Source organism: Rhizobium sp. GW821-FHT14E12, assembly GCF_058803745.1.
This window is the reverse complement of sequence record NZ_JBXAPH010000001.1, coordinates 146706-166010: the sequence shown is the minus strand read 5'-3', so window position 1 is coordinate 166010 and position 19305 is coordinate 146706. Positions and strand designations below refer to the sequence as shown.

The 19305-nt window shown below is 59.7% G+C and carries 20 protein-coding genes; 3 read left to right on the top strand and 17 right to left on the bottom strand.

Features of this window, described 5'->3' with window-relative positions:
• The first annotated feature begins 135 nt into the window (after positions 1–135).
• Positions 136–1356 carry a bifunctional 2-C-methyl-D-erythritol 4-phosphate cytidylyltransferase/2-C-methyl-D-erythritol 2,4-cyclodiphosphate synthase gene (locus tag AC1RO0_RS00880; RefSeq protein ID WP_498591100.1) on the top strand — a complete coding sequence of 407 codons (1221 nt, stop codon included), beginning with the start codon at positions 136–138 and terminating at the stop codon, positions 1354–1356.
• Positions 1353–1853: a CinA family protein gene (locus AC1RO0_RS00875; protein WP_498591099.1), complete on the top strand. Its 501-nt coding sequence runs from the start codon at positions 1353–1355 to the stop codon at positions 1851–1853. Before AC1RO0_RS00880 ends, AC1RO0_RS00875 begins: the two co-directional genes overlap by 4 nt.
• On the opposite strand, the gene AC1RO0_RS00870 is transcribed toward AC1RO0_RS00875, so the two are convergent.
• The 16 genes from AC1RO0_RS00870 to AC1RO0_RS00795 form a co-directional block, all read right to left on the bottom strand.
• On the bottom strand, positions 1844–2287 hold the full coding sequence (locus tag AC1RO0_RS00870) for a type II toxin-antitoxin system RatA family toxin (RefSeq protein WP_498591098.1): 444 nt from the start codon (positions 2285–2287) through the stop codon (positions 1844–1846). The two genes, AC1RO0_RS00875 and AC1RO0_RS00870, sit on opposite strands and share 10 nt — an antisense overlap.
• A 9-nt stretch (positions 2288–2296) precedes the next feature.
• Positions 2297–2863 carry a P-loop NTPase family protein gene (locus tag AC1RO0_RS00865; protein WP_498591097.1) on the bottom strand — a complete coding sequence of 189 codons (567 nt, stop codon included), beginning with the start codon at positions 2861–2863 and terminating at the stop codon, positions 2297–2299.
• Between the two features lie 51 nt (positions 2864–2914).
• On the bottom strand, positions 2915–3499 hold the full coding sequence (locus tag AC1RO0_RS00860) for a P-loop NTPase family protein (protein WP_498591096.1): 585 nt from the start codon (positions 3497–3499) through the stop codon (positions 2915–2917).
• 14 nt (positions 3500–3513) lie between these two features.
• A complete protein-coding gene (locus tag AC1RO0_RS00855) occupies positions 3514–4107 on the bottom strand; it encodes a P-loop NTPase family protein (protein ID WP_498591095.1) in 594 nt (197 codons plus the stop codon).
• A gap of 156 nt (positions 4108–4263) precedes the next feature.
• Positions 4264–5235 (bottom strand): lipoyl synthase, encoded by a 972-nt coding sequence (gene lipA, locus AC1RO0_RS00850; protein ID WP_498591094.1) that lies wholly within the window; start codon positions 5233–5235, stop codon positions 4264–4266.
• 36 nt (positions 5236–5271) lie between these two features.
• Positions 5272–5520, bottom strand: a complete 249-nt coding sequence (locus tag AC1RO0_RS00845) for a GlsB/YeaQ/YmgE family stress response membrane protein (protein WP_498591093.1) — start codon at positions 5518–5520, stop codon at positions 5272–5274.
• Between the two features lie 69 nt (positions 5521–5589).
• Entirely contained in the window at positions 5590–5847 is a 258-nt protein-coding gene (locus AC1RO0_RS00840) for a GlsB/YeaQ/YmgE family stress response membrane protein (RefSeq protein WP_498591092.1), read from the bottom strand.
• Between the two features lie 55 nt (positions 5848–5902).
• Positions 5903–7348, bottom strand: coding sequence for a dihydrolipoyl dehydrogenase (gene lpdA, locus AC1RO0_RS00835; RefSeq protein WP_498591091.1), 1446 nt, complete (start codon positions 7346–7348; stop codon positions 5903–5905).
• A 54-nt stretch (positions 7349–7402) separates the two neighbouring features.
• Positions 7403–8044 (bottom strand): SGNH/GDSL hydrolase family protein, encoded by a 642-nt coding sequence (locus AC1RO0_RS00830; RefSeq protein WP_153365699.1) that lies wholly within the window; start codon positions 8042–8044, stop codon positions 7403–7405.
• A gap of 25 nt (positions 8045–8069) precedes the next feature.
• The gene (locus AC1RO0_RS00825; protein WP_498591090.1) at positions 8070–9407 is read right to left on the bottom strand and encodes a pyruvate dehydrogenase complex dihydrolipoamide acetyltransferase; all 1338 of its coding nucleotides are present in this window, start codon (positions 9405–9407) and stop codon (positions 8070–8072) included.
• Positions 9408–9422: 15 nt separating this feature from the next.
• Positions 9423–10799: a pyruvate dehydrogenase complex E1 component subunit beta gene (locus tag AC1RO0_RS00820; RefSeq protein ID WP_498591089.1), complete on the bottom strand. Its 1377-nt coding sequence runs from the start codon at positions 10797–10799 to the stop codon at positions 9423–9425.
• 18 nt (positions 10800–10817) lie between these two features.
• On the bottom strand, positions 10818–11861 hold the full coding sequence (pdhA, locus tag AC1RO0_RS00815) for a pyruvate dehydrogenase (acetyl-transferring) E1 component subunit alpha (RefSeq protein WP_007693451.1): 1044 nt from the start codon (positions 11859–11861) through the stop codon (positions 10818–10820).
• 157 nt (positions 11862–12018) lie between these two features.
• On the bottom strand, positions 12019–12330 hold the full coding sequence (locus AC1RO0_RS00810; RefSeq protein ID WP_012651368.1) for an FtsB family cell division protein: 312 nt from the start codon (positions 12328–12330) through the stop codon (positions 12019–12021).
• Positions 12331–12571: 241 nt separating this feature from the next.
• Positions 12572–13846, bottom strand: coding sequence for a phosphopyruvate hydratase (gene eno / locus AC1RO0_RS00805; RefSeq protein ID WP_498591088.1), 1275 nt, complete (start codon positions 13844–13846; stop codon positions 12572–12574).
• A gap of 150 nt (positions 13847–13996) precedes the next feature.
• Positions 13997–14836: a 3-deoxy-8-phosphooctulonate synthase gene (gene kdsA / locus AC1RO0_RS00800; RefSeq protein ID WP_007693448.1), complete on the bottom strand. Its 840-nt coding sequence runs from the start codon at positions 14834–14836 to the stop codon at positions 13997–13999.
• Positions 14833–15720, bottom strand: coding sequence for a VOC family protein (locus AC1RO0_RS00795; protein WP_498591087.1), 888 nt, complete (start codon positions 15718–15720; stop codon positions 14833–14835). Before AC1RO0_RS00795 ends, kdsA begins: the two co-directional genes overlap by 4 nt.
• A gap of 404 nt (positions 15721–16124) precedes the next feature.
• On the opposite strand from AC1RO0_RS00795, the gene lexA reads away from it, so the two are divergent.
• The gene (lexA, locus tag AC1RO0_RS00790) at positions 16125–16847 is read left to right on the top strand and encodes a transcriptional repressor LexA (RefSeq protein WP_007693442.1); all 723 of its coding nucleotides are present in this window, start codon (positions 16125–16127) and stop codon (positions 16845–16847) included.
• Here the strand turns inward: lexA and AC1RO0_RS00785 are convergent.
• On the bottom strand, positions 16828–19257 hold the full coding sequence (locus tag AC1RO0_RS00785; RefSeq protein ID WP_498591086.1) for a ComEC/Rec2 family competence protein: 2430 nt from the start codon (positions 19255–19257) through the stop codon (positions 16828–16830). The two genes, lexA and AC1RO0_RS00785, sit on opposite strands and share 20 nt — an antisense overlap.
• Between the last annotated feature and the right edge of the window lie 48 nt (positions 19258–19305).

Genomic DNA, 19305 nt, shown 5'->3' with positions numbered 1-19305 from the left:
ACCCATTCGAGGCGATAGACCCTGCTGTAGTAAGATGCTGCTTTGGCGATCTTCTTAGCATGATCTTGTCCAGAAAACCGCTTCGCACTTTTTTGGGGATCATGCTGGAGCGAAGCCTTTCATCCCCGGGGGTTTATGACGCAAATGCACTCAACGCAACCGATGTCGATCGGAATCGTGATCGTTGCTGCCGGGCGCGGTGAGCGGGCGGGATCGCCCGAGGAAGGCCCGAAGCAGTATCGCGCGATCGGCGGCAGGCCGGTTATTGCGCATACGCTTGAAAAATTCGTGACATGGCCGCAAACGGCGAAGATCGTGATCGTCATTCACCGCGACGACGAGAAATTGCTGCGCTCGGCGCTGGAGACGATTGCCGATTCGTCCGGCGTCGAGATCGCATTCGGCGGCGCCACACGTCAGCAATCCGTGCTTGCGGGGCTGCGGCAGCTGGAAAAGACCGGCGTCACCCACGTCATGATCCACGATGCCGTGCGCCCCTTCTTCGATCACGACCTGCTCGACCGCGTCGCTGCAGCACTGTCCGCCGACGCGCCCGCCGTGCTGCCGGCCATGCCGGTGACGGATACGCTGAAGCGGACGGACACCGACGCGCTGGTAACGGAAACCGTGCCACGCGCCGGGCTCTACGCCGCGCAGACGCCGCAATCCTTCCGGCTCATCGATATTCTGGCGGCACACGAAAAGGCGGCTGCCAGTAACAAGACGGATTTCACCGACGATGCGGCGATTGCCGAATGGGCCGGCCTGCCGGTCACGGTCGTTGCCGGCAGCGCGGACAATGTCAAACTGACGATCAAGAGGGATATCGCCATGGCCGATGAAAAGCTTTCCGCCAGCCTGCTGCCGGACGTGCGTACCGGCAACGGCTATGATGTCCACCAGCTCGAACCGGGTGATGGCGTGACGCTCTGCGGCGTCTTCATTCCGCACGACCAGACGCTCAAGGGCCATTCCGATGCCGATGTTGCCTTACACGCGCTGACCGACGCCCTGCTCGCCACCTGCGGCGCCGGCGATATCGGCGATCACTTCCCGCCTTCCGATCCGCAGTGGAGGGGCGCACCATCGCGCATCTTCATCGAGCATGCTGCAAAGATCGTCCGCGACCACGGCGGCACGATCATGAATGCCGATGTCTCCCTGATCGCGGAAGCGCCGAAGGTCGGTCCGCACCGCGACGCAATGCGCGCCAAGCTCTCGGAATTTTTGGGAATCAGCCTCGAGCGCTGCTCGGTGAAGGCGACCACCAACGAACAGATCGGTTTCGTCGGCCGCCGCGAGGGCATTGCAGCCATCGCCACGGCAACGGTCGTCTATCGCGGCGGTAAGCCATGAGCCATTTCCCGGATGATATTCTGGCACTTGCGCGCGACATCATCAGCGATTTCGCTGCCAAGGGCCTTATGATCACCACGGCGGAATCCTGCACCGGCGGGCTGATTGCCGGCGCGCTGACGGACATTCCAGGCTCGTCGGCGGTGGTCGATCGCGGCTTCGTCACCTATACGAACACGGCGAAGATGGAGATGCTTGGCGTTCAGGAACAGGCGCTCGTGCAATTCGGCGCTGTATCGAAGGAAATTGCCCTGCAGATGGTGCATGGCGCCCTCTTCCGCTCGCATGCCGATCTGGCGGTTGCCGTGACCGGCATCGCCGGGCCGGGCGGCGGATCGGCGGACAAACCGGTTGGCCTGGTCCACCTCGCCGCCAAGACGCGCACGGGCGGCCTCATCCGTCGCGAGATGCGTTACGGTGATATTGGCCGCGACAAGGTTCGTCTTGCTACGGTGCGGACTGCGCTGGAAATGCTAATTGCGCTCGATCAGGCGTAGATCTTGCCAGCCCGCGTCTCGAAGGCATCCGTGAACATGCGAAAGGCGCGATCGAACATCGAGCCCATCAGCGCACCGAGAATGCGGCTCTTGAACTCATAATCGATGAAGAAATCAATGACACTGCCATTTTCAGCCGGCTGAAAGCGCCAGCGATTGTCGAGATATTTGAACGGCCCGTCGATATATTTCACATCGATCGCCCGCTCCGCCTTGTTGAGCAGCACCTGCGTCGTGAAGGTCTCGCGGATCGCCTTGTAGCCGACGGTCATGTCAGCCACCAGCAGGACCTTGCCGTCGCGCTCCTTGCGATTGCGGATCACCAGCCCGTCGCAAAGCGGCAGGAATTCGGGATAGCGCTCGACATCGGCGACGAGGTCGAACATCTGATCAGGTGTGTGCGGAACGGGGCGGTGCGTTTCAAACTTTGGCATGGGCCGCAATTAAGCAGGACGGGCAAGAAGATCAAGAAGCTGACGCATTTCGCCGCGGGATTTTAGCTGTAAAACTGGGACATCGGGGCCGTGCTGTGCGAGGCCGGCCAGCACCTTGGGCGCAATTTTGCGCTCCCAATCCCAGATATAGCGCAGGAATTCCCCATCGATGCGCTCGCGGCAACCCGGTGCCATGTCCGGGCGAGACCGTCCCAACCATCGCACCGCTCGCGACAGAGCGCCCCACATGCACAACCAGCGCGGCATCTGTACCCAAAGAACAAGCTCTGTGCGCGGCAATCTCAGATCAAAGCTTGACGGCGCGGTTCCATCAATCAGCCAGCGCTCCTCGGCAACCTTTGCCGCGATCAGAGCACGTTCCTCCGCCTTGTCTCTCTTTACCCAGCCCGGCAGCCAGAAAAACTCGCGATCCATCGAGGCGTAGGGCAGATCCAACTGCGCGCAGATCTTTTGCGAAAGGGTCGTCTTTCCACCGCCTGAGCAGCCCATGACGAGGATGCGATCGGTAGCCTTAAGGCGGATGGCGGCTTCGGCTATACTGTTCAATTCCTTCACATTTCACCTCTCAAAACCAGCTGATTGTATCGCTGTGAAGTCCGGCTTCAGTCAGTCGAGAAGGCCAAGAAGCTCGCGCATCTGCCGGCGGCTCGTCAATTGAAGGACAGGGATGTCCCGGCCGTGCTCGGCGAGACAGGCAATGATCCTGGGCGAATAGACTTGCTCAAACGTCCATATGAAACGCAGAAATTGCCACTCGATCTTTTCGGGGCAACCTGGCGCCATTTCCGGGCGAGTCCGCCCTATCCATTTGAACCATCTGGACACAGCTCCCCATAGGCAGAGCAGCCGAGGCATACGCACCCAGATGACGAAATGCGTCCGTGGCAGGCGCAGGTCAAACGTCGTGGTATTCGTACCATCCATGATCCAACGCTCTTCCTGGACCTTCTCCACGATGATACGTTTCCGCTCGATTTCGTCGCGCTCAGCCCAGCCGGGAAGCCAGCGGACATCTCGATCCAGCGAGACATAGGAAAGGCCGAACCGCTCGCCGATCCTCTGCGACAAGGTCGACTTGCCACCACCGGAGCAGCCGATGACGAGAATACGATCGGCTCCCCGAATAAGATCGGCTGCAAGCTCCAAGCTGTTGACTTCACTGCGCAAGATAGGCATCGCCATCTGATCCATCGCAATCTCCCCACTCAGATTCTCGACCGAAGGCGCGTTAGCAATTCATCGCCGTCGCGATAGGTTCTCAGCGTCACGACTGGCACATGCCGTCCATGAAGCGCGAGCATTTGCGTGAATTGCGGAACCTCTTCCCTTTCGAAATTCCAGATGTAGCGAAGGAAAGTCATGGTCAGCCGCTCTGGACAGCCTACCGCCATCTCTGGCCGTGTCTTGCCTCTGAAGCGCAGCCAGCGCTGGACAACACCGGATAGAGCGACACGTCGCGGCGGGCGCCGCCATAGCACGATATCGGTGCGTGGCAGGCGTAAAGGTAGCGTACCGGGGCTGTTGCCATCCATGATCCAGCGCGGTCCGGCAACCGCTTGCTCGATCAGCGCGATGGCTTCCTCGCGCGGCCGATGCTTCCATGCGGGCAGCCAGAAAATATCACGGTCCATCGACACGTAAGTCAGCCCACGCAGCTTTGCGATCGCTTGAGCCAGCGTGCTTTTGCCGGTGCCGGAGCAGCCGATGACGAGGACGCGCTCAGCGTTCTTGAGGATGGACGCCGCAGTCTCGATATCAACAACATAAGGTGGCGCTTGCGGCGCGACGATCTGCTCCACGGTCCAACTCCACATTGAATCTTGACTGGCCCAATACCGGCAACAAGCGGCGGGACGCGTCCTGTAGACCGCATAGATGATGATCTGATGACGGCACAAACGAAAACCGCGGCAAGATCGCCGCGGTTCGTTGAAAAGGCAAGAGCGTGTAAAAGCTTATTCGGCGGCGAGCAGAACCTTCTTCTCACGAGCTGCCCGTAGACGCGCAAAATCGTCACCGGCGTGGTGGGACGAGCGCGTCAGCGGGCTGGAGGCGACCATCAGGAAGCCCTTGGTATAGGCAACCGTCTCGTAGGACTTGAATTCTTCCGGGGTGACGAAGCTCATAACCTGATGATGCTTCCGGGTCGGCTGCAGATACTGGCCGATGGTCAGGAAGTCGACGTCGGCGGTGCGTAGATCATCCATCAGTTGCAGGACTTCATTGCGCTCTTCGCCGAGGCCGACCATGATGCCGGACTTGGTGAACATGGTCGGATCGAGCTCCTTGACCCGCTGCAGAAGCCGGACCGAATGGAAATAACGTGCACCGGGACGTACCGTCAGGTAGTTGCCAGGCACGGTTTCCATATTGTGATTGAAAACGTCGGGCTTGGCGGCCACGACGCGCTCCAGCGCGCCCGGCTTCTTCAGGAAGTCGGGCGTCAGGATTTCAATCGTCGTCATCGGTGAAGCAGCGCGGATCGCCCAGATCACCTTTTCGAAGTGCTCGGCACCGCCGTCGGCCAGATCGTCACGGTCGACGGAGGTGATGACGACGTGACTGAGGCCCATTTCCTTGACGGCCTTGGCAACATTTTCGGGCTCGGCCATATCGAGCGCATTCGGCTTGCCGGTCGAGACATTGCAGAAGGCGCAGGCGCGCGTACAGATCTCGCCCATGATCATGAAGGTGGCGTGCTTCTTTTCCCAGCACTCGCCGATATTCGGGCAGCCGGCCTCCTCGCAGACCGTGACGAGCTTGTGCTCCTTCACGATAGAGCGCGTTTCGGCATAGCCCTTCGATGTCGGTGCCTTGACGCGGATCCAGTCGGGCTTGCGCAGAACTTCCGTGTCCGGCCGATTTGCCTTTTCCGGATGCCTCACGCGCTTTGCGTCTGAATTGATCCTGTCGAGAATCGTGACCATGAAACGTCTACTTTCCGCCGCTTGTCCGCGGCCCATTCATCGCCGGGCGAATTTGGCGAGAAATATCAGAATGCATGCACCAATGAAACCGGTGACGAAAAAACCAAACCTTCCGCCCGGCACTTCGACATGCAGCCCCGCGAGAATGGCTGCCGCGACCACCGAGCCGGCGATACCAAGGACGATATTGAGGATGATGCCATAGCGCACCTCCATCAGCTTGCCCGCGAGCCAACCCGCGAGACCGCCGATGATGATCAAACCCAACCAGCCTACACTTACCATCGAATCCTCACGCCAATCGCTTCTTCAAGCATGATTCAGAAAGCCGCTTCGCACTTTCTGAATCAGGCTCTAGGCGATCAATCTCGCCAGCACCACCACGACAATCGCACCCACGGTCGCGTGAATGATCTCAACCACCAGCGCGCTCTCAATTCCCAGCGAGATCCCGAACCAATTGAACAGGAACCCGCCAACGAAAGCACCGATCACGCCGCTGACCAGGCAACCGATCAAACCACCGCCGCCGCCGACGATCAGGCTGGCGAGAAACCCCGCCACCAGACCGATCAAAAGAAAGACGACCCAAGCTTCCGTGCCGATAGACATGATGATTTCCTTCGCTATTTTCCACCCTCAACATAGAGGGCATGTCAGAAAATTATCAAGCGTTCAGCACGCGGCCGTAGGCGTCCAGCACGGCTTCCTTCATCGATTCAGAAACAGTCGGATGCGGGAAGATCGTGTGCATCAGCTCTTCTTCCGTCGTCTCCAGGTTCATGGCGACGACAAAGCCCTGGATCAGTTCGGTGACTTCGGCGCCGACCATGTGGGCGCCGAGCAGCTCACCGGTCTTCTTGTCAAAGATGACCTTGACCATGCCCTGATCTTCGCCGAGCGCGATCGCCTTACCGTTGGCGGCGAAGGAGAAGCGGCCGACGCGAATTTCGCGGCCCTGCTCTTTGGCCTTGGCTTCCGTCAGGCCGACAGAGGCGACCTGCGGATTGCAATAGGTGCAGCCTGGAACCTTGCTCTTGTCGGTCGGATGCACGTTCGGCAGGCCGGCGATCTTCTCGATGCAGACAACACCTTCATGCTCGGCCTTGTGCGCCAGCATCGGTGGGCCTGCAACGTCGCCGATTGCGTAGATACCCGCTACATTGGTTTTGCCGTAGCCGTCGATGACGACGCAGCCGCGATCGGTCTTCACGCCGAGCGTTTCAAGGCCGAGATTCTCGATATTGCCCTGTACACCAACGGCGGAGATCATGCGGTCGGCAACAATCTGCTGCACCTTGCCGTCTTCGGTCTCGACGTGAGCCGTGATGCTGTTAGCAGCCTTCTCGACCTTGGTGACCTTGGCCTTGGTGATGATCTTCAGGCCACGCTTTTCGAGCTGCTTGCGGGCGATGCCAGAGATTTCGGCGTCTTCGACCGGCATGATGGTCGGCATGACCTCGACAACGGTGACGTCGACACCCATGGAGCGATAGAAGCTCGCAAACTCGATGCCGATGGCGCCCGAGCCCATGACCAACAGCGACTTCGGCAGGAAATCAGGCTTCAGCGCTTCGAAATAGGTCCAGATCAGCTTGCCGTCCGGCTCAATGCCCGGCAGAGCGCGCGGACGGGCGCCGGTGGCGACGATAATGTGCTTGGCGGTGTAGGTGCCTTCGCCCTTGACGTTCTTCGGCAGCGGATGCTGCGGCTCGACAACGGGCTTGGTCGACTTGCCGACGATGATCTCGCCGGGCTTGGTGATCTTGGCTTCGCCCCAGATCACGTCGACCTTGTTCTTCTTCATCAAATAGCCGATGCCGGAGTTGAGGCGGGCTGAAACGCCGCGCGAGCGGGCAACAACCGCCTTCACATCTGCGCTCACCTTGCCCTCGAGGACGAGGCCGTAGTCCTTCAGGTGGTTGGAATGGTCAAGAATTTCGGCCGAGCGCAGCAGCGCCTTGGTCGGGATGCAACCCCAGTTGAGGCAGATGCCGCCCAGGTGCTCGCGCTCGACGATCGCCGTCTTCAGGCCAAGCTGGCCGGCGCGCACGGCGGCGACGTAGCCGCCCGGACCAGAGCCGATGATGATGACGTCGTAATTCTCAGCCATGTGTTTCCTGCCTTTTTGATGGCGGCCGGTAAAGCGTCAGCCTGCCTTGAATTGTTAGATACCCAGCATCATGCGAGCGATCGACTCCAGGCCACGACCGAGCGCCCGGGTGTTTTCGGCATCGAGATGCACGCCGTCGAGCGGCGTGGTGACGGCAACCGAAGCGCCATCGAAAAAGCCGCAACCTTCCTCGTCCGCAAGATCGCGATAGAGCGTCGCCAACTTGCCCGACTCCTCGACCCCGCCAAGGAAACTCGAGGCGAAAGCCGCATTGGCCGTTTCGGATATGACAGGCGGCGCGACGATCAGAATATCGGGGACTTCATGATCGAAACCCCATGTATGATTGCGCACGAGCTGGATCAACCGCCGCACACCCTGCATCGCCGCGAAAGCGGGACCAGCAACGACCGGCTTCATGTCGTTGGTGCCGAGCATGATGATGACGAGATCGAGCGGCGCATGCGTCTGCAGGATCGTCGGCAGCACCCTTGCGCCATTGCGGTCGCAATCGGCAAGGTGATCATCGAAAGCCGTCGTGCGGCCGTTCAGCCCTTCCGGGATGACGCGGGCCTGATCGCCGAGCGCCTTTTGCAGCACGCTCGGCCACCGATCTTCGAAGGCATGACGACCGATCGTTTCGGCGTTATAGCCCCATGTGAGCGAGTCGCCATAACACAGAACGGTCTTGGTCATTCATGCCTCCGTATGACGACAAGGCTCAGACGAGCATCCCCATCGGGTTTTCGATGTAGCCCTTGAAGGCGCCCAGGAGTTCGGCGCCAAGCGCACCGTCAACGGCGCGATGGTCGGTCGACAGCGTGACGCTCATCACGGTGGCAACGACCATTTCGCCCTTCCTGACAATCACCCGCTGCTCACCCGCACCGACGGCGAGGATGGTCGCATGCGGCGGATTGACGACGGCGGCGAAATTCTTGACGCCCATCATGCCCATGTTGGACACGGCGGTCGTACCGCCCTGATATTCCTCGGGCTTCAGCTTGCGCTCCTTGGCGCGCTTGCCATAGTCCTTCATCTCGTTGGAGATGGCAGACAGGGTCTTCAGCTCGGCGCTGCGAATGATCGGCGTGATCAGGCCGCCCGGGATGGAAACGGCAACGCCGACATCGGCATGCTTATGCTTGACCATGTTGCTGTCGGTCCAGGAGACGTTCGCGTCCGGCACGTCGCGCAGAGCCAGGGCCAGGGCCTTGATGACCATGTCGTTGACGGAGAGCTTGTAGGCCGGCACACCGTCCTTCGACTTCGGAGCGGCATCGTTGAGCTGCGTGCGCAGCGCCAGCAATGCATCCAGCTCGCAATCGACGGTGACGTAGAAATGCGGGATGGTCTGCTTGGATTCCTGCAGGCGCTTGGCAATGGTCTTGCGCATGCCGTCATGCGGCACGAGTTCGTAGGAACCGGGCTCGAACAGCTTGAGAACGGCGTCTTCCGACTGGCCCTTTGCCAAAGCGGGTGCCGGGGCAGCCGCAGGCTGGGCAGCCGGAGCGGCCTTGGCAACGCCGCCGCCAGCAGCAGCGGCTTCGATGTCCTTCTTGATCACCCGTCCATGCGGGCCGGAGCCGACGAGCGCGGTCAGATCAATGCCGGCGTCCTTGGCGAGACGACGGGCGAGCGGCGATGCGAAGGTGCGATGACCATCCGTCGCTGCCGGAGCCGACGCCACGGCAGGAGCGACTGAGGCCAACGGAGCAGGCGTTGCCGCGGGAGCGGCAGCAACCGGAGCAGCTTCAGTCTTCGGCGCAGCGGCCGGAGCCGCACCAGCGCCAGAAGCAGCCGCTGCAACATCCTCGCCTTCGCCGGCCAGAACCGCGATCAGCGCATTGACCTTGACGCCTTCTGTCCCGGCAGGAACGAGGATCTTGGCAACCGTACCTTCATCGACGGCTTCGACTTCCATCGTCGCCTTGTCGGTCTCAATCTCGGCGATCACGTCACCGGACTTGATCTTGTCGCCTTCCTTGACCAGCCACTTGGCAAGGTTACCCTCTTCCATGGTTGGCGAGAGGGCAGGCATGGTGATGTTGATAGGCATCGAAAAGCCCTCCCCTTATTTGTAGCAAACGGCTTTCACCGCATCGACCACTTCACCGACATTCGGAAGCGCCAGCTTCTCGAGGTTGGCGGCGTAGGGCATGGGCACATCCTTGCCGGCAATCGTCAGGATTGGCGCATCGAGATAATCGAAGGCCTGCTGCATGACGCGGGTCGCGACTTCCGTGCCGACGGAGGACTGCGGATAGCCTTCCTCGACGACCACCAGGCGGCCGGTCTTCTTCACGGATTCGATAACTGTCGGCAGGTCCATCGGACGGATGGTGCGCAGATCGATCAACTCGACATCGATGCCCATGGCTTCCAGCTCGGCAACCGCCTTGATGGAATAGGACATGCCGATACCGAAGGAAACGATCGTCACGTCCTTGCCGGTCCGATGAATACGAGCCTTGCCGATCGGCAGAACGAAATTATCGAGCTTCGGCACGTCGAAGTGCTGGCCGTAGAGAATTTCGTTTTCAAGGAAGACAACCGGGTTCGGATCGCGAATCGCCGCCTTCAGCAGGCCCTTGGCGTCGGCTGCCGAGTAGGGCATGACGACCTTGAGACCGGGAATCTGGCTATACCATGCAGAATAATCCTGGCTGTGCTGAGCGCCGACGCGGGCTGCAGCACCATTCGGGCCGCGGAACACGATCGGAGCGCCCATCTGGCCGCCGGACATGTAAAGCGTCTTGGCAGCAGAGTTGATGATCTGGTCGATCGCCTGCATGGCGAAGTTGAAGGTCATGAACTCGATGATCGGACGAAGACCGGCCATGGCAGCGCCGACGCCGACACCGGCAAAGCCGTGTTCGGTGATCGGGGTGTCGATGACGCGGCGAGGACCGAACTCCTGCAGCAGGCCCTGGGTGATCTTGTAGGCACCCTGGTATTCGGCGACTTCTTCACCCATGACGAAGACGTCTGGGTTGTCGCGCATTTCTTCGGCCATGGCGTCGCGCAGTGCTTCACGCACCGTCATAGACACCATTTCCGTGCCCGCCGGGATTTCCGGATCGGCAGAAGCAGCAGCCTTCGGCTGTGCCGGAACGGGAGCCGGAGCAGCGGCAGCGGCCGGCGCTTCGGTCTTGACCGGTTCGGCAGCCGGAGCAGCCTTGGCGCTGGAAATGTCGGATGCGGATTCGCCGTCCTGCAGCAGAATGGCGATCTTGGCATTGACCTTGACGCCTTCGGTGCCGGCTTCGATCAGCAGCTTGCCGATGATGCCTTCGTCGACGGCTTCCACTTCCATGGTGGCCTTGTCGGTTTCGATTTCCGCAATGACGTCGCCGGAGGTGACCTTGTCACCTTCCTGCTTCAGCCATTTGGAAAGGGTGCCCTCTTCCATCGTCGGAGAAAGGGCGGGCATGAGAATATCGATGGGCATGGTTCGTCCCTCCCTGATTCAGAGCAGAATGTCGGTGTAGAGCTCGGATGCATCCGGCTCCGGATCGGCCTGGGCGAAATCGGCGCTGTCGGCGACGATGTCGCGGACGTCCTTGTCGATCACCTTCAGGTCGTCTTCCGACGCCCAACCCTTGTCCAGAAGACGGACACGAACCTGCTCGATCGGATCATGCTCGGAGCGCATCTTCTGCACTTCGTCCTTGGAACGATACTTAGCTGGATCCGACATGGAATGGCCGCGGTAACGGTAGGTCAGCATTTCCAGAATGATCGGACCCTTGCCGGAACGGCAATATTCGACCGCTTCGTCGGCGGCTGCCTTGACGGCACGAACGTCCATGGCATCAACCTGGATGCCGGGGATACCGAAGGAGGCACCGCGCTTGGAGAAGTCGGGCTGCGCAGTCGCGCGCGCCGTCGACGTACCCATGGCGTAACGGTTGTTCTCAATCACGTAGATCACCGGCAGCTTCCAGAGCTGCGCCATGTTGAAGCTTTCGTAGACCTGGCCCTGGTTGGCAGCGCCGTCGCCGAAATAGGCGACGCTGACGCTGTCATTGCCGCGATACCAGTTGGCAAAGCCGAGACCGGTGCCGAGCGAGACCTGCGCGCCGACGATGCCGTGGCCGCCATAAAAATTCTTTTCCTTGGAGAACATGTGCATGGAGCCGCCCTTCCCTCGGGAATAGCCGCCCTTGCGTCCGGTGAGCTCGGCCATGACGCCGCGGGCGCTCATGCCGGCTGCCAGCATGTGACCGTGGTCACGATAGCCGGTGATAACCTGGTCGCCATCCTTCAGGGCCATCTGCATGCCGACAACGACAGCTTCCTGGCCGATGTAAAGGTGACAGAAACCGCCGATGAAGCCCATACCGTAAAGCTGGCCAGCCTTCTCTTCGAAGCGGCGGATCAGCAGCATCTCACGATAGGCACTCAGTTCCGCATCGCGGTCAAATTCCGCGATTGCGCCGCCATTGGTTTCTTTGGCAGGCCTCGATGCTGTCTTGCGGCTGGAAACGGACGCGGATTTGCGTGGCGCCATTCAACCCTCCCTGTGTAAGTAGCCTCGTTTTATAGTGTGGCGTAACATAGGGAAGATTGCCCGCCACAGCAATGCTATAATTGCATGGCTCATATTCATCGCAAGCTATTGTTATAGCTACGAAAAATTCAATTAACTTGAATTCAGTTAATTGCGGCTATTTGTTGAAAATGACGATTTCGTCGGCCCTAGAATAGGTCAGTTGATAGCGCGCATACTGATCGAGCATATCCTTGTCCAGCGAGCCGTCGCTGAGCAGCGCCACGGCCTTTTCGAGGTGTTCGCGCTTGGCAACGAGATCGGCAAGTTCCTTGCCGCGATCGATGCGACGCTGTTCGAAAACCTCGGTGGCCTTCAGACCGTAATCGCCATGAATACAGTGATAGCCGAAATAGCTGACAAAGGCGATCGTGATGGCGGGAAGGACGAAACGACCAAATCTTCTCTTCTTATGATATTTTGTCCACATACTCGCCCGCTCGAAACGCCCTACGGAGTATGATCCCGAACCTTAGGTCCGCGCAGCGAAAATGCGAAGCGGGTTTCCGGATAAGATCATGCCAAATCAAACATCTATCGTGACTCTAGCCGGTAGAGATTAACCATCCGTTGACTCTAACGTTTCGCCACGAAAAACCGCGCCCGAAGGCGCGGTTCAAGAGATCATAGGCTTTCGAGGCGCCCGGACATTGTCCGAGCTCAAGCCTTAATCAGCCACGAAGAATGGAGCTGCCGGCATATTTTGCCTGCGGGCCGAGACCTTCTTCGATGCGGATCAGCTGGTTGTACTTGGCAAGACGATCAGAGCGCGACAGCGAGCCGGTCTTGATCTGACCGCAGTTGGTGGCAACTGCGAGATCGGCGATGGTCGAGTCTTCGGTTTCGCCGGAACGGTGCGACATGACGGCCGTGTAGTTGGCCTTGTGCGCGGTTTCGACGGCGTCGAGCGTTTCCGTCAGCGTGCCGATCTGGTTGACCTTGACGAGGATCGAGTTGGCGACACCCATGCGGATGCCGTCGCGCAGACGAGCCGAGTTGGTGACGAACAGATCGTCGCCGACGAGCTGCGTCTTCTTGCCGATCAGATCGGTGAGAGCCTTCCAGCCTTCCCAATCGTCTTCAGCCATGCCGTCTTCGATCGAAACGATCGGGTACTTGGCGGCGAGTTCGGCAAGATATTCAGCCATGGCGCCGGGCTCCAGCGTGCGGCCCTCGCCTTCCAGCACGTATTTTCCGTCCTTGAAGAACTCGGTCGAAGCGCAATCGAGGCCGAGAGCAACCTCTTCGCCTGGCTTGTAGCCGGCCTTTTCGATCGACTTCATGATGAAGTCGAGGGCAGCAGGAGCGCTGGAGAGACCAGGCGCGAAACCGCCTTCGTCGCCGACATTGGTATTGTGGCCCTGGGACGCCAGTTCCTTCTTGAGGACGTGGAAGATTTCCGAGCCAATACGCACGGCGTCGCGGAAAGTGTCCGCGCCGACCGGCAGGATCATGAATTCCTGGAAATCGATCGGATTGTCGGCATGGGCGCCGCCGTTGATGATGTTCATCATCGGAACCGGCAGCAGGCGGGCATGAGCACCGCCGACATAGCGGTAAAGAGGCAGGTTTGCGCTCTGGGCGGCAGCCTTGGCGACGGCGAGCGATACGCCGAGGATGGCGTTGGCGCCGATGCGCGACTTGTTCGGCGTGCCGTCAAGCTCGATCATGATGTCGTCGATCTGGATCTGGTTTTCAGCGTCCATGCCGCCGATCGCGTCGAAGATCTCGGTATTGACGGCTTCGACGGCCTTTTCGACACCCTTGCCGTGGTAGCGCTTGCCACCGTCACGAAGTTCGACGGCTTCATGCGCGCCGGTCGATGCACCCGACGGGACCGCTGCGCGGCCCAAGCTGCCATCTTCGAGGTAGACATCGACTTCAACAGTCGGATTGCCACGGCTGTCGAGAATCTCGCGGGCGATAATGTCGGTGATTGCGGTCATGATAGCTTCCTGCTCGCTGGGTTATAAATCGATTGAAATCGTCTTAATCGAAGTCGCGGAAATTACAATGCCGCTCCGCACCTCGATCTGGCGCTCCAACAGGCCGCGTATAGCAAGTTCATGTCAGCCTGTTGAATGCCGCTTAAAGTCTCAAGCCTTGGCGATGGCGTCGAAGGCCAGCAGCTTCTCCAGAAGCTGCGGCATGTCTTTCAGATAAACCATGTTCGGACCATCGGACGGTGCGTTGTCCGGATCCTCATGCGTCTCGACGAAAACACCGGCAACGCCGACGGCAACGGCGGCGCGTGCCAGCGTCTCGACGAACCGGCGGTCACCGCCCGTCGAACCACCCTGCCCGCCCGGCTGCTGCACGGAATGAGTCGCATCGAAAATCACTGGAGCGCCCATGGCCGCCATGATCGGCAGCGAGCGCATGTCGGAGACCAGCGTGTTGTAACCGAAGGAGGCACCGCGCTCGCAGAGCATGATGTTCGGGTTACCGCTGTCGTTCAGCTTGGCCAGCACATTCTTCATGTCCCAGGGCGCCAGGAACTGACCCTTTTTGACATTGACGACGCGGCCGGTCTTGGCGGCGGCGACGAGAAGATCGGTCTGGCGCGACAGGAAGGCCGGGATCTGCAGGATGTCTACCGTCTTGGCAACGACAGCGCACTGCTCCTCGGTGTGAATGTCGGACAGGACCGGAAAGCCATATTCCTTCTTCAGATCAGCAAAGACTTCCATGGCCTTTTCCAGGCCGATGCCGCGCTTGCCGGACAGCGAAGTGCGGTTCGCCTTGTCATAGGAAGACTTGTAGACAAGGCCGATACCGAGCTTGCCGCAAAGTTCCTTCAGAACGCCGGCTACCATGAAGGCATGATCGCGGCTTTCCATCTGGCAGGGGCCGGCAATCAGCGACAGCTTGGCGGTGTTGGAAAACAGAACCTTGGATGCGCCCTCGCCGACGATCACTTCGGAATTGGTGCTCATACTATCTCCTCGAAGGCGAACAACGCGCCCTGTCCGGGGGCGGGCTTTGCCAGAATACGATTGTTCTTACGCGTGTATGTGACGCCGTTAGCAGCCAAATGCGACGATGTCACGGAAAGATCGCGCGTCTTGAAAAGGATTGCGCGCGCCCGAAGGCCGGGATCGCCCGCCGGCAAGGGAAAATCGTAAAAGGCTTCCATGCCTTGCGGGGTCAGGAGCTCTATCCGAGCATTCGCCGTCTCAATCGTCAGCCCGAAGGAATGTTCCGATATCTTCGGCCTATCGACAACCTGCTCGAAGAAACCCCGGAATGCCGCCGGCTTCGGCGTCGACAAGGCTATGCGCGCAATGCCAGTCACACCATTGGCATGCCGCTCCAGGGCGCTGCGATCCGCCGGCAAAGGATTGATGCGCTGGGCGCAGAAAGCATAAAAATCCGGCGACCGCAGATCGGCCGCGAAAGCGAGACGGAAGCCGGCGATCGTTTCAGAGCCATCCGGCATACGCATCGGCCGTTCGAAATTCAGCATCCGCCCGGCCGACAGGGCGTTTGCCTGGAAACGCTTGTCGTCAACGGCCGCATCTTCCGTGCCGAAAACCACGGCCGAAAAACCTTCTTCGCCGAGACGAAAACGATAGGCCTGGTCACGGGCAACGAAAACATTGCCTTCTTCGATGCTCGTTTCGTATTGCTCGTGCGACGCGACGCCCAGGGGCTCCAGATAAGTCTTGTCGGAAAAGAACACGCAAGCATTCTCGGTGCCGAAGGGATGGCGCGCGTCGGCGGCGACTGTAAAACCGAGCTTGCCCAGCCGTTCCCGCGCCATGGCAATATTGACCGTCGGCAGAACGAGATGATCCAGCGGATGCGGCGATGAAACCATGGTTTCCCCCTTAGTGCTCGCCGCAGGTTTGCGCTCTTCCGACGCTCAATTCAAGATGAAAACGCAGCGTTTAAAACCAGGCAGATCGCAAATGGGAGGGCTCGTTATCGAATGCCTTGCAATTGCGCGGAAGTCGGGATTGCTCCGGGTTTCAGTGATCATGCAAAGATAGCCGGCTCCCATTCCCGCAGAATCGATCATGGTCGATTTCCGCATCTGTTTCATTGATCCGCGCTGAAATACTCCGTGGTTCCGCCTACTAGGGACTTGTTATGTTCCCCTTTATTTAATGCGCCGGCAAAACATTCATCGAAAATTAGGGACTTGCGGAACACATATGGAACATATAGTGTCCGTTCTGGATTTGTTTCACGACACCTTCACGATTCTGGGGTTCAAATACGATGTTGACACGCAAGCAGCAGGAACTGCTTCTCTTCATTCACGAACGGATGAAGGAGTCCGGCGTTCCACCTTCTTTCGATGAAATGAAGGATGCGTTGGACCTTGCGTCCAAGTCGGGCATTCATCGTTTGATTACGGCTCTGGAAGAGCGCGGCTTCATCCGCCGCCTGCCGAATCGGGCTCGGGCGCTTGAGGTTATCAAGCTGCCGGAAGCCTATAGCCCGAGCCTGCAGCCGCGTCGCGGCTTCTCGCCGAGCGTCATCGAAGGCAGCCTGGGCAAACCCCAGCCCGTACAGCCGCCCGCCCCCGCCAAGCCGGCGAACGACGAGAACAACAGCGCCGTTTCCGTGCCGGTCATGGGTCGCATCGCTGCCGGTGTTCCGATCTCGGCCATTCAGAACAACACCCACGATATCACCGTCCCCGCCGACATGCTTGGCTCCGGCGAGCATTATGCGCTTGAGGTCAAGGGCGACTCGATGATCGATGCCGGTATCTTCGATGGCGACACCGTCATCATCCGCAATAGCACCACCGCCAATCCCGGCGATATCGTCGTTGCCCTGGTCGATGATGAAGAGGCGACATTGAAGCGCTTCCGCCGCAAGGGTGCCTCGATTGCGCTCGAAGCGGCTAACCCCGCCTACGAGACCCGTATTTTCGGACCGGATCGCGTCAAGGTGCAAGGCAAGCTCGTCGGCCTCATCCGCCGCTATCACTGACAGGTGACACGGGCGCGATCGGTGCACCGAAAGCGCCCGTTCGCCAGTCATAGGCACGATGCAAATTCCATGGCCGTGCCAGGGTATCAAACGCGGTCATGGCGATTGGCTTGTCGGCACTGAGATCCATCTCGATAGATCCGGTCCGGCGGAGATTGGCTCCTGTGAAAAGCATGGCTCCGGATTTGCAACGGTCGAGACGCAACCGGATAGGAATCACGACAATATTGCCTGTGTCGCAGGCCGGACCAAGATAGGCGGCATTCTCAATGGTGACGAGTATGTCGCCATTGTCCAGCATCGCGACACACCATTCCCGCTTCTGACAGACAAACCCGCCCTGCCCCGCATTGTCCAATGCCGCGTCCATTGCCTTTCGGACGGCATTCTTTTCCTCTGAGCTCAGGCGGCGACGGGTATCCGACTTATTGATTTTGGGTAGCTGGCTGTCGGACACCAGTATCGTCGGCGGTTTGTGATCGGTTATCGACAATGCTCCTCGCCACTGGTCGAAGATGAAACTGGGCGGCTTTTCGCGATTGGTCGCCAAGGCACCGTCTCGCAGGAGTGCCACCAACGTCCCATCTTCGGAAATCATCAGGTCGGGCTTTCTGACATCCGGGCCGAGCGCGACGGCTGCGACTGTGCCGATGATCACGAGCGCACCGGCATGTCGCAGCCGCGTTCGCAACAATGTCATCAACAAGAAGCCGGCAATAACAGCCGGGAACATCCAAGGCGGCTGTCGCCCGAAAGGAATATCGCCGCCCCAGGCGGCGACCGTCGTGGCGACACCTATGACAAGCTCGAGTCCCTTGCCGGTGACTTGCCAGAATGGGCCATCGAGGCCGAATGGCATCAACAGCATTGCCGCCATGCCGAACGGCATGACGATGAAAGAGACAATCGGCATGGCCGCGAGATTGGCGGCGAGCCCGTATGTCGCCAGTCGGTGAAAATGCTCGATCGAGAAAATCGCTGTCGATGCCCCGCCGAGAAACGACGTCGACGCTATACCGCCGAAAAAGCGCGAGACGAAGAGCAGCGGGCGCAATATCCGGAAGCGGGAGAAGACGGTCTCTCGATGTCGACGCCGCGTCCAGAGCGTATAACCGGACACCAGTGCGAGGGTCGCCGCATAAGACATCTGGAAACTTGGCCCGAGTACCTGTGATGGTGACAGAACGAGAATGATGATCGCTGACAGCGCGACGTTTCGAAGGCTGATGGATGGCCGGTCGAACAGCACGGCAATCAGCATGATCGCCATCATGATGAAAGCGCGTTCGGCCGAAACGCCGAAACCGGAAATGAGGTAGTAGGCCGTCACCGTCACCAGCGCGCCGAAGGCTGCGATCTTCTTTGTCGGCCAGGCTTGCGCCACGCCAAAGAACAGGCTGAGAACATAACGCAGGCCGACATAGAAAATGCCGGCCGATAGCGCCATATTCAGACCGGAAATGGCGATGATGTGCGTAAGGCCGGCGGTGCGCAGCGCTTCGGTCGTCTCCTGCGAGATCGCTCGTCTCTCATCGGTGACAAGGGCCGCGGCAAAGGCACCGGTATCGCCGGGCAACGTCCTCCTGATCCTGTCGCCGATACTGTTGCGCAAACCCGCGAGCCAGATATCAGCCCTATCGAGAACCGACCCCTCAACGATATCAGCAGCCGGTAGCAACAATGTCGGCGTCCCATAGGCGAAGCCATTCGCGCCGATGCGGTTGAAATAGGCGCTGAAGGCAAAATCATTCAGGCCCGGCAAGGCAGGCCCGGCCGGCGGCGTCAGCCGCGCCCTGGTCTGGATGAGATCTCCAAGCTCAAAGGGTTGCGGCTGCTTGCGCACGAAGACGGTCACTCGCTCCGGCGCTCTGCGAATGGTCGGATTTTCCGTTGCGTCGAGTGCGACCACATAACGCCATCGCTCCTTGTCGCTGGACTCACGCCGCTCGACACGCCCGGTTATCGTGGTCGTCACCGCAGTATCGAGCATCACGGTCGATGCGCGCCAAGCCTCCCATTGCGCCAAAGCCATCCCGGAACACACCAGCATGCCGGCCAGAAGAAGGTGCCGGAGCCTCGGTCCGGCCTCGCGCTTGAAAAAGAAACCGACGGCGAAAATCAAGAGAGCGGCAAAGACGGCTTGCGGCGGCGGATCGGCGCCAGCAGTAAACCAGAAAATTGCGCCGATACCGATATAGACCGGCACAAGCAGGATCCCGCGGCCATAATCCGCCTCTTCTTCGATCAAACGGGAAAGGCCGGTCCTGATGCGGCCTGCCGCAAGAAGAAGGCGTATCGCGGGGGTGGCTTGATCCTGTGTCCGTGCCGGCGGCATTACCCCGACAGGAACAGGAATCGTCGCAAAGCCGCTGTTGCGATCAGCCGCAACAGCAGGATTCAGGCCGTCCATCTGCCGATCCGGTGCCTCTAAATTAGGCATGCGCCCCCGCGCCCTACG

What these genes read in the sequence shown, in the direction of transcription:
- AC1RO0_RS00880 (WP_498591100.1), top strand. Translation starts at nt 136, where the DNA reads ATGACGCAAATGCACTCAACGCAACCGATGTCGATCGGAATCGTGATC.
- AC1RO0_RS00875 (WP_498591099.1), top strand. Translation starts at nt 1,353, where the DNA reads ATGAGCCATTTCCCGGATGATATTCTGGCACTTGCGCGCGACATCATC.
- AC1RO0_RS00870 (WP_498591098.1), bottom strand. Translation starts at nt 2,287, where the DNA reads ATGCCAAAGTTTGAAACGCACCGCCCCGTTCCGCACACACCTGATCAG.
- AC1RO0_RS00860 (WP_498591096.1), bottom strand. Translation starts at nt 3,499, where the DNA reads ATGGATCAGATGGCGATGCCTATCTTGCGCAGTGAAGTCAACAGCTTG.
- lipA (WP_498591094.1), bottom strand. Translation starts at nt 5,235, where the DNA reads ATGGTCACGATTCTCGACAGGATCAATTCAGACGCAAAGCGCGTGAGG.
- AC1RO0_RS00845 (WP_498591093.1), bottom strand. Translation starts at nt 5,520, where the DNA reads ATGGTAAGTGTAGGCTGGTTGGGTTTGATCATCATCGGCGGTCTCGCG.
- AC1RO0_RS00840 (WP_498591092.1), bottom strand. Translation starts at nt 5,847, where the DNA reads ATGTCTATCGGCACGGAAGCTTGGGTCGTCTTTCTTTTGATCGGTCTG.
- lpdA (WP_498591091.1), bottom strand. Translation starts at nt 7,348, where the DNA reads ATGGCTGAGAATTACGACGTCATCATCATCGGCTCTGGTCCGGGCGGC.
- AC1RO0_RS00830 (WP_153365699.1), bottom strand. Translation starts at nt 8,044, where the DNA reads ATGACCAAGACCGTTCTGTGTTATGGCGACTCGCTCACATGGGGCTAT.
- AC1RO0_RS00825 (WP_498591090.1), bottom strand. Translation starts at nt 9,407, where the DNA reads ATGCCTATCAACATCACCATGCCTGCCCTCTCGCCAACCATGGAAGAG.
- AC1RO0_RS00820 (WP_498591089.1), bottom strand. Translation starts at nt 10,799, where the DNA reads ATGCCCATCGATATTCTCATGCCCGCCCTTTCTCCGACGATGGAAGAG.
- pdhA (WP_007693451.1), bottom strand. Translation starts at nt 11,861, where the DNA reads ATGGCGCCACGCAAATCCGCGTCCGTTTCCAGCCGCAAGACAGCATCG.
- AC1RO0_RS00810 (WP_012651368.1), bottom strand. Translation starts at nt 12,330, where the DNA reads ATGTGGACAAAATATCATAAGAAGAGAAGATTTGGTCGTTTCGTCCTT.
- eno (WP_498591088.1), bottom strand. Translation starts at nt 13,846, where the DNA reads ATGACCGCAATCACCGACATTATCGCCCGCGAGATTCTCGACAGCCGT.
- kdsA (WP_007693448.1), bottom strand. Translation starts at nt 14,836, where the DNA reads ATGAGCACCAATTCCGAAGTGATCGTCGGCGAGGGCGCATCCAAGGTT.
- AC1RO0_RS00795 (WP_498591087.1), bottom strand. Translation starts at nt 15,720, where the DNA reads ATGGTTTCATCGCCGCATCCGCTGGATCATCTCGTTCTGCCGACGGTC.
- lexA (WP_007693442.1), top strand. Translation starts at nt 16,125, where the DNA reads ATGTTGACACGCAAGCAGCAGGAACTGCTTCTCTTCATTCACGAACGG.
- AC1RO0_RS00785 (WP_498591086.1), bottom strand. Translation starts at nt 19,257, where the DNA reads ATGGACGGCCTGAATCCTGCTGTTGCGGCTGATCGCAACAGCGGCTTT.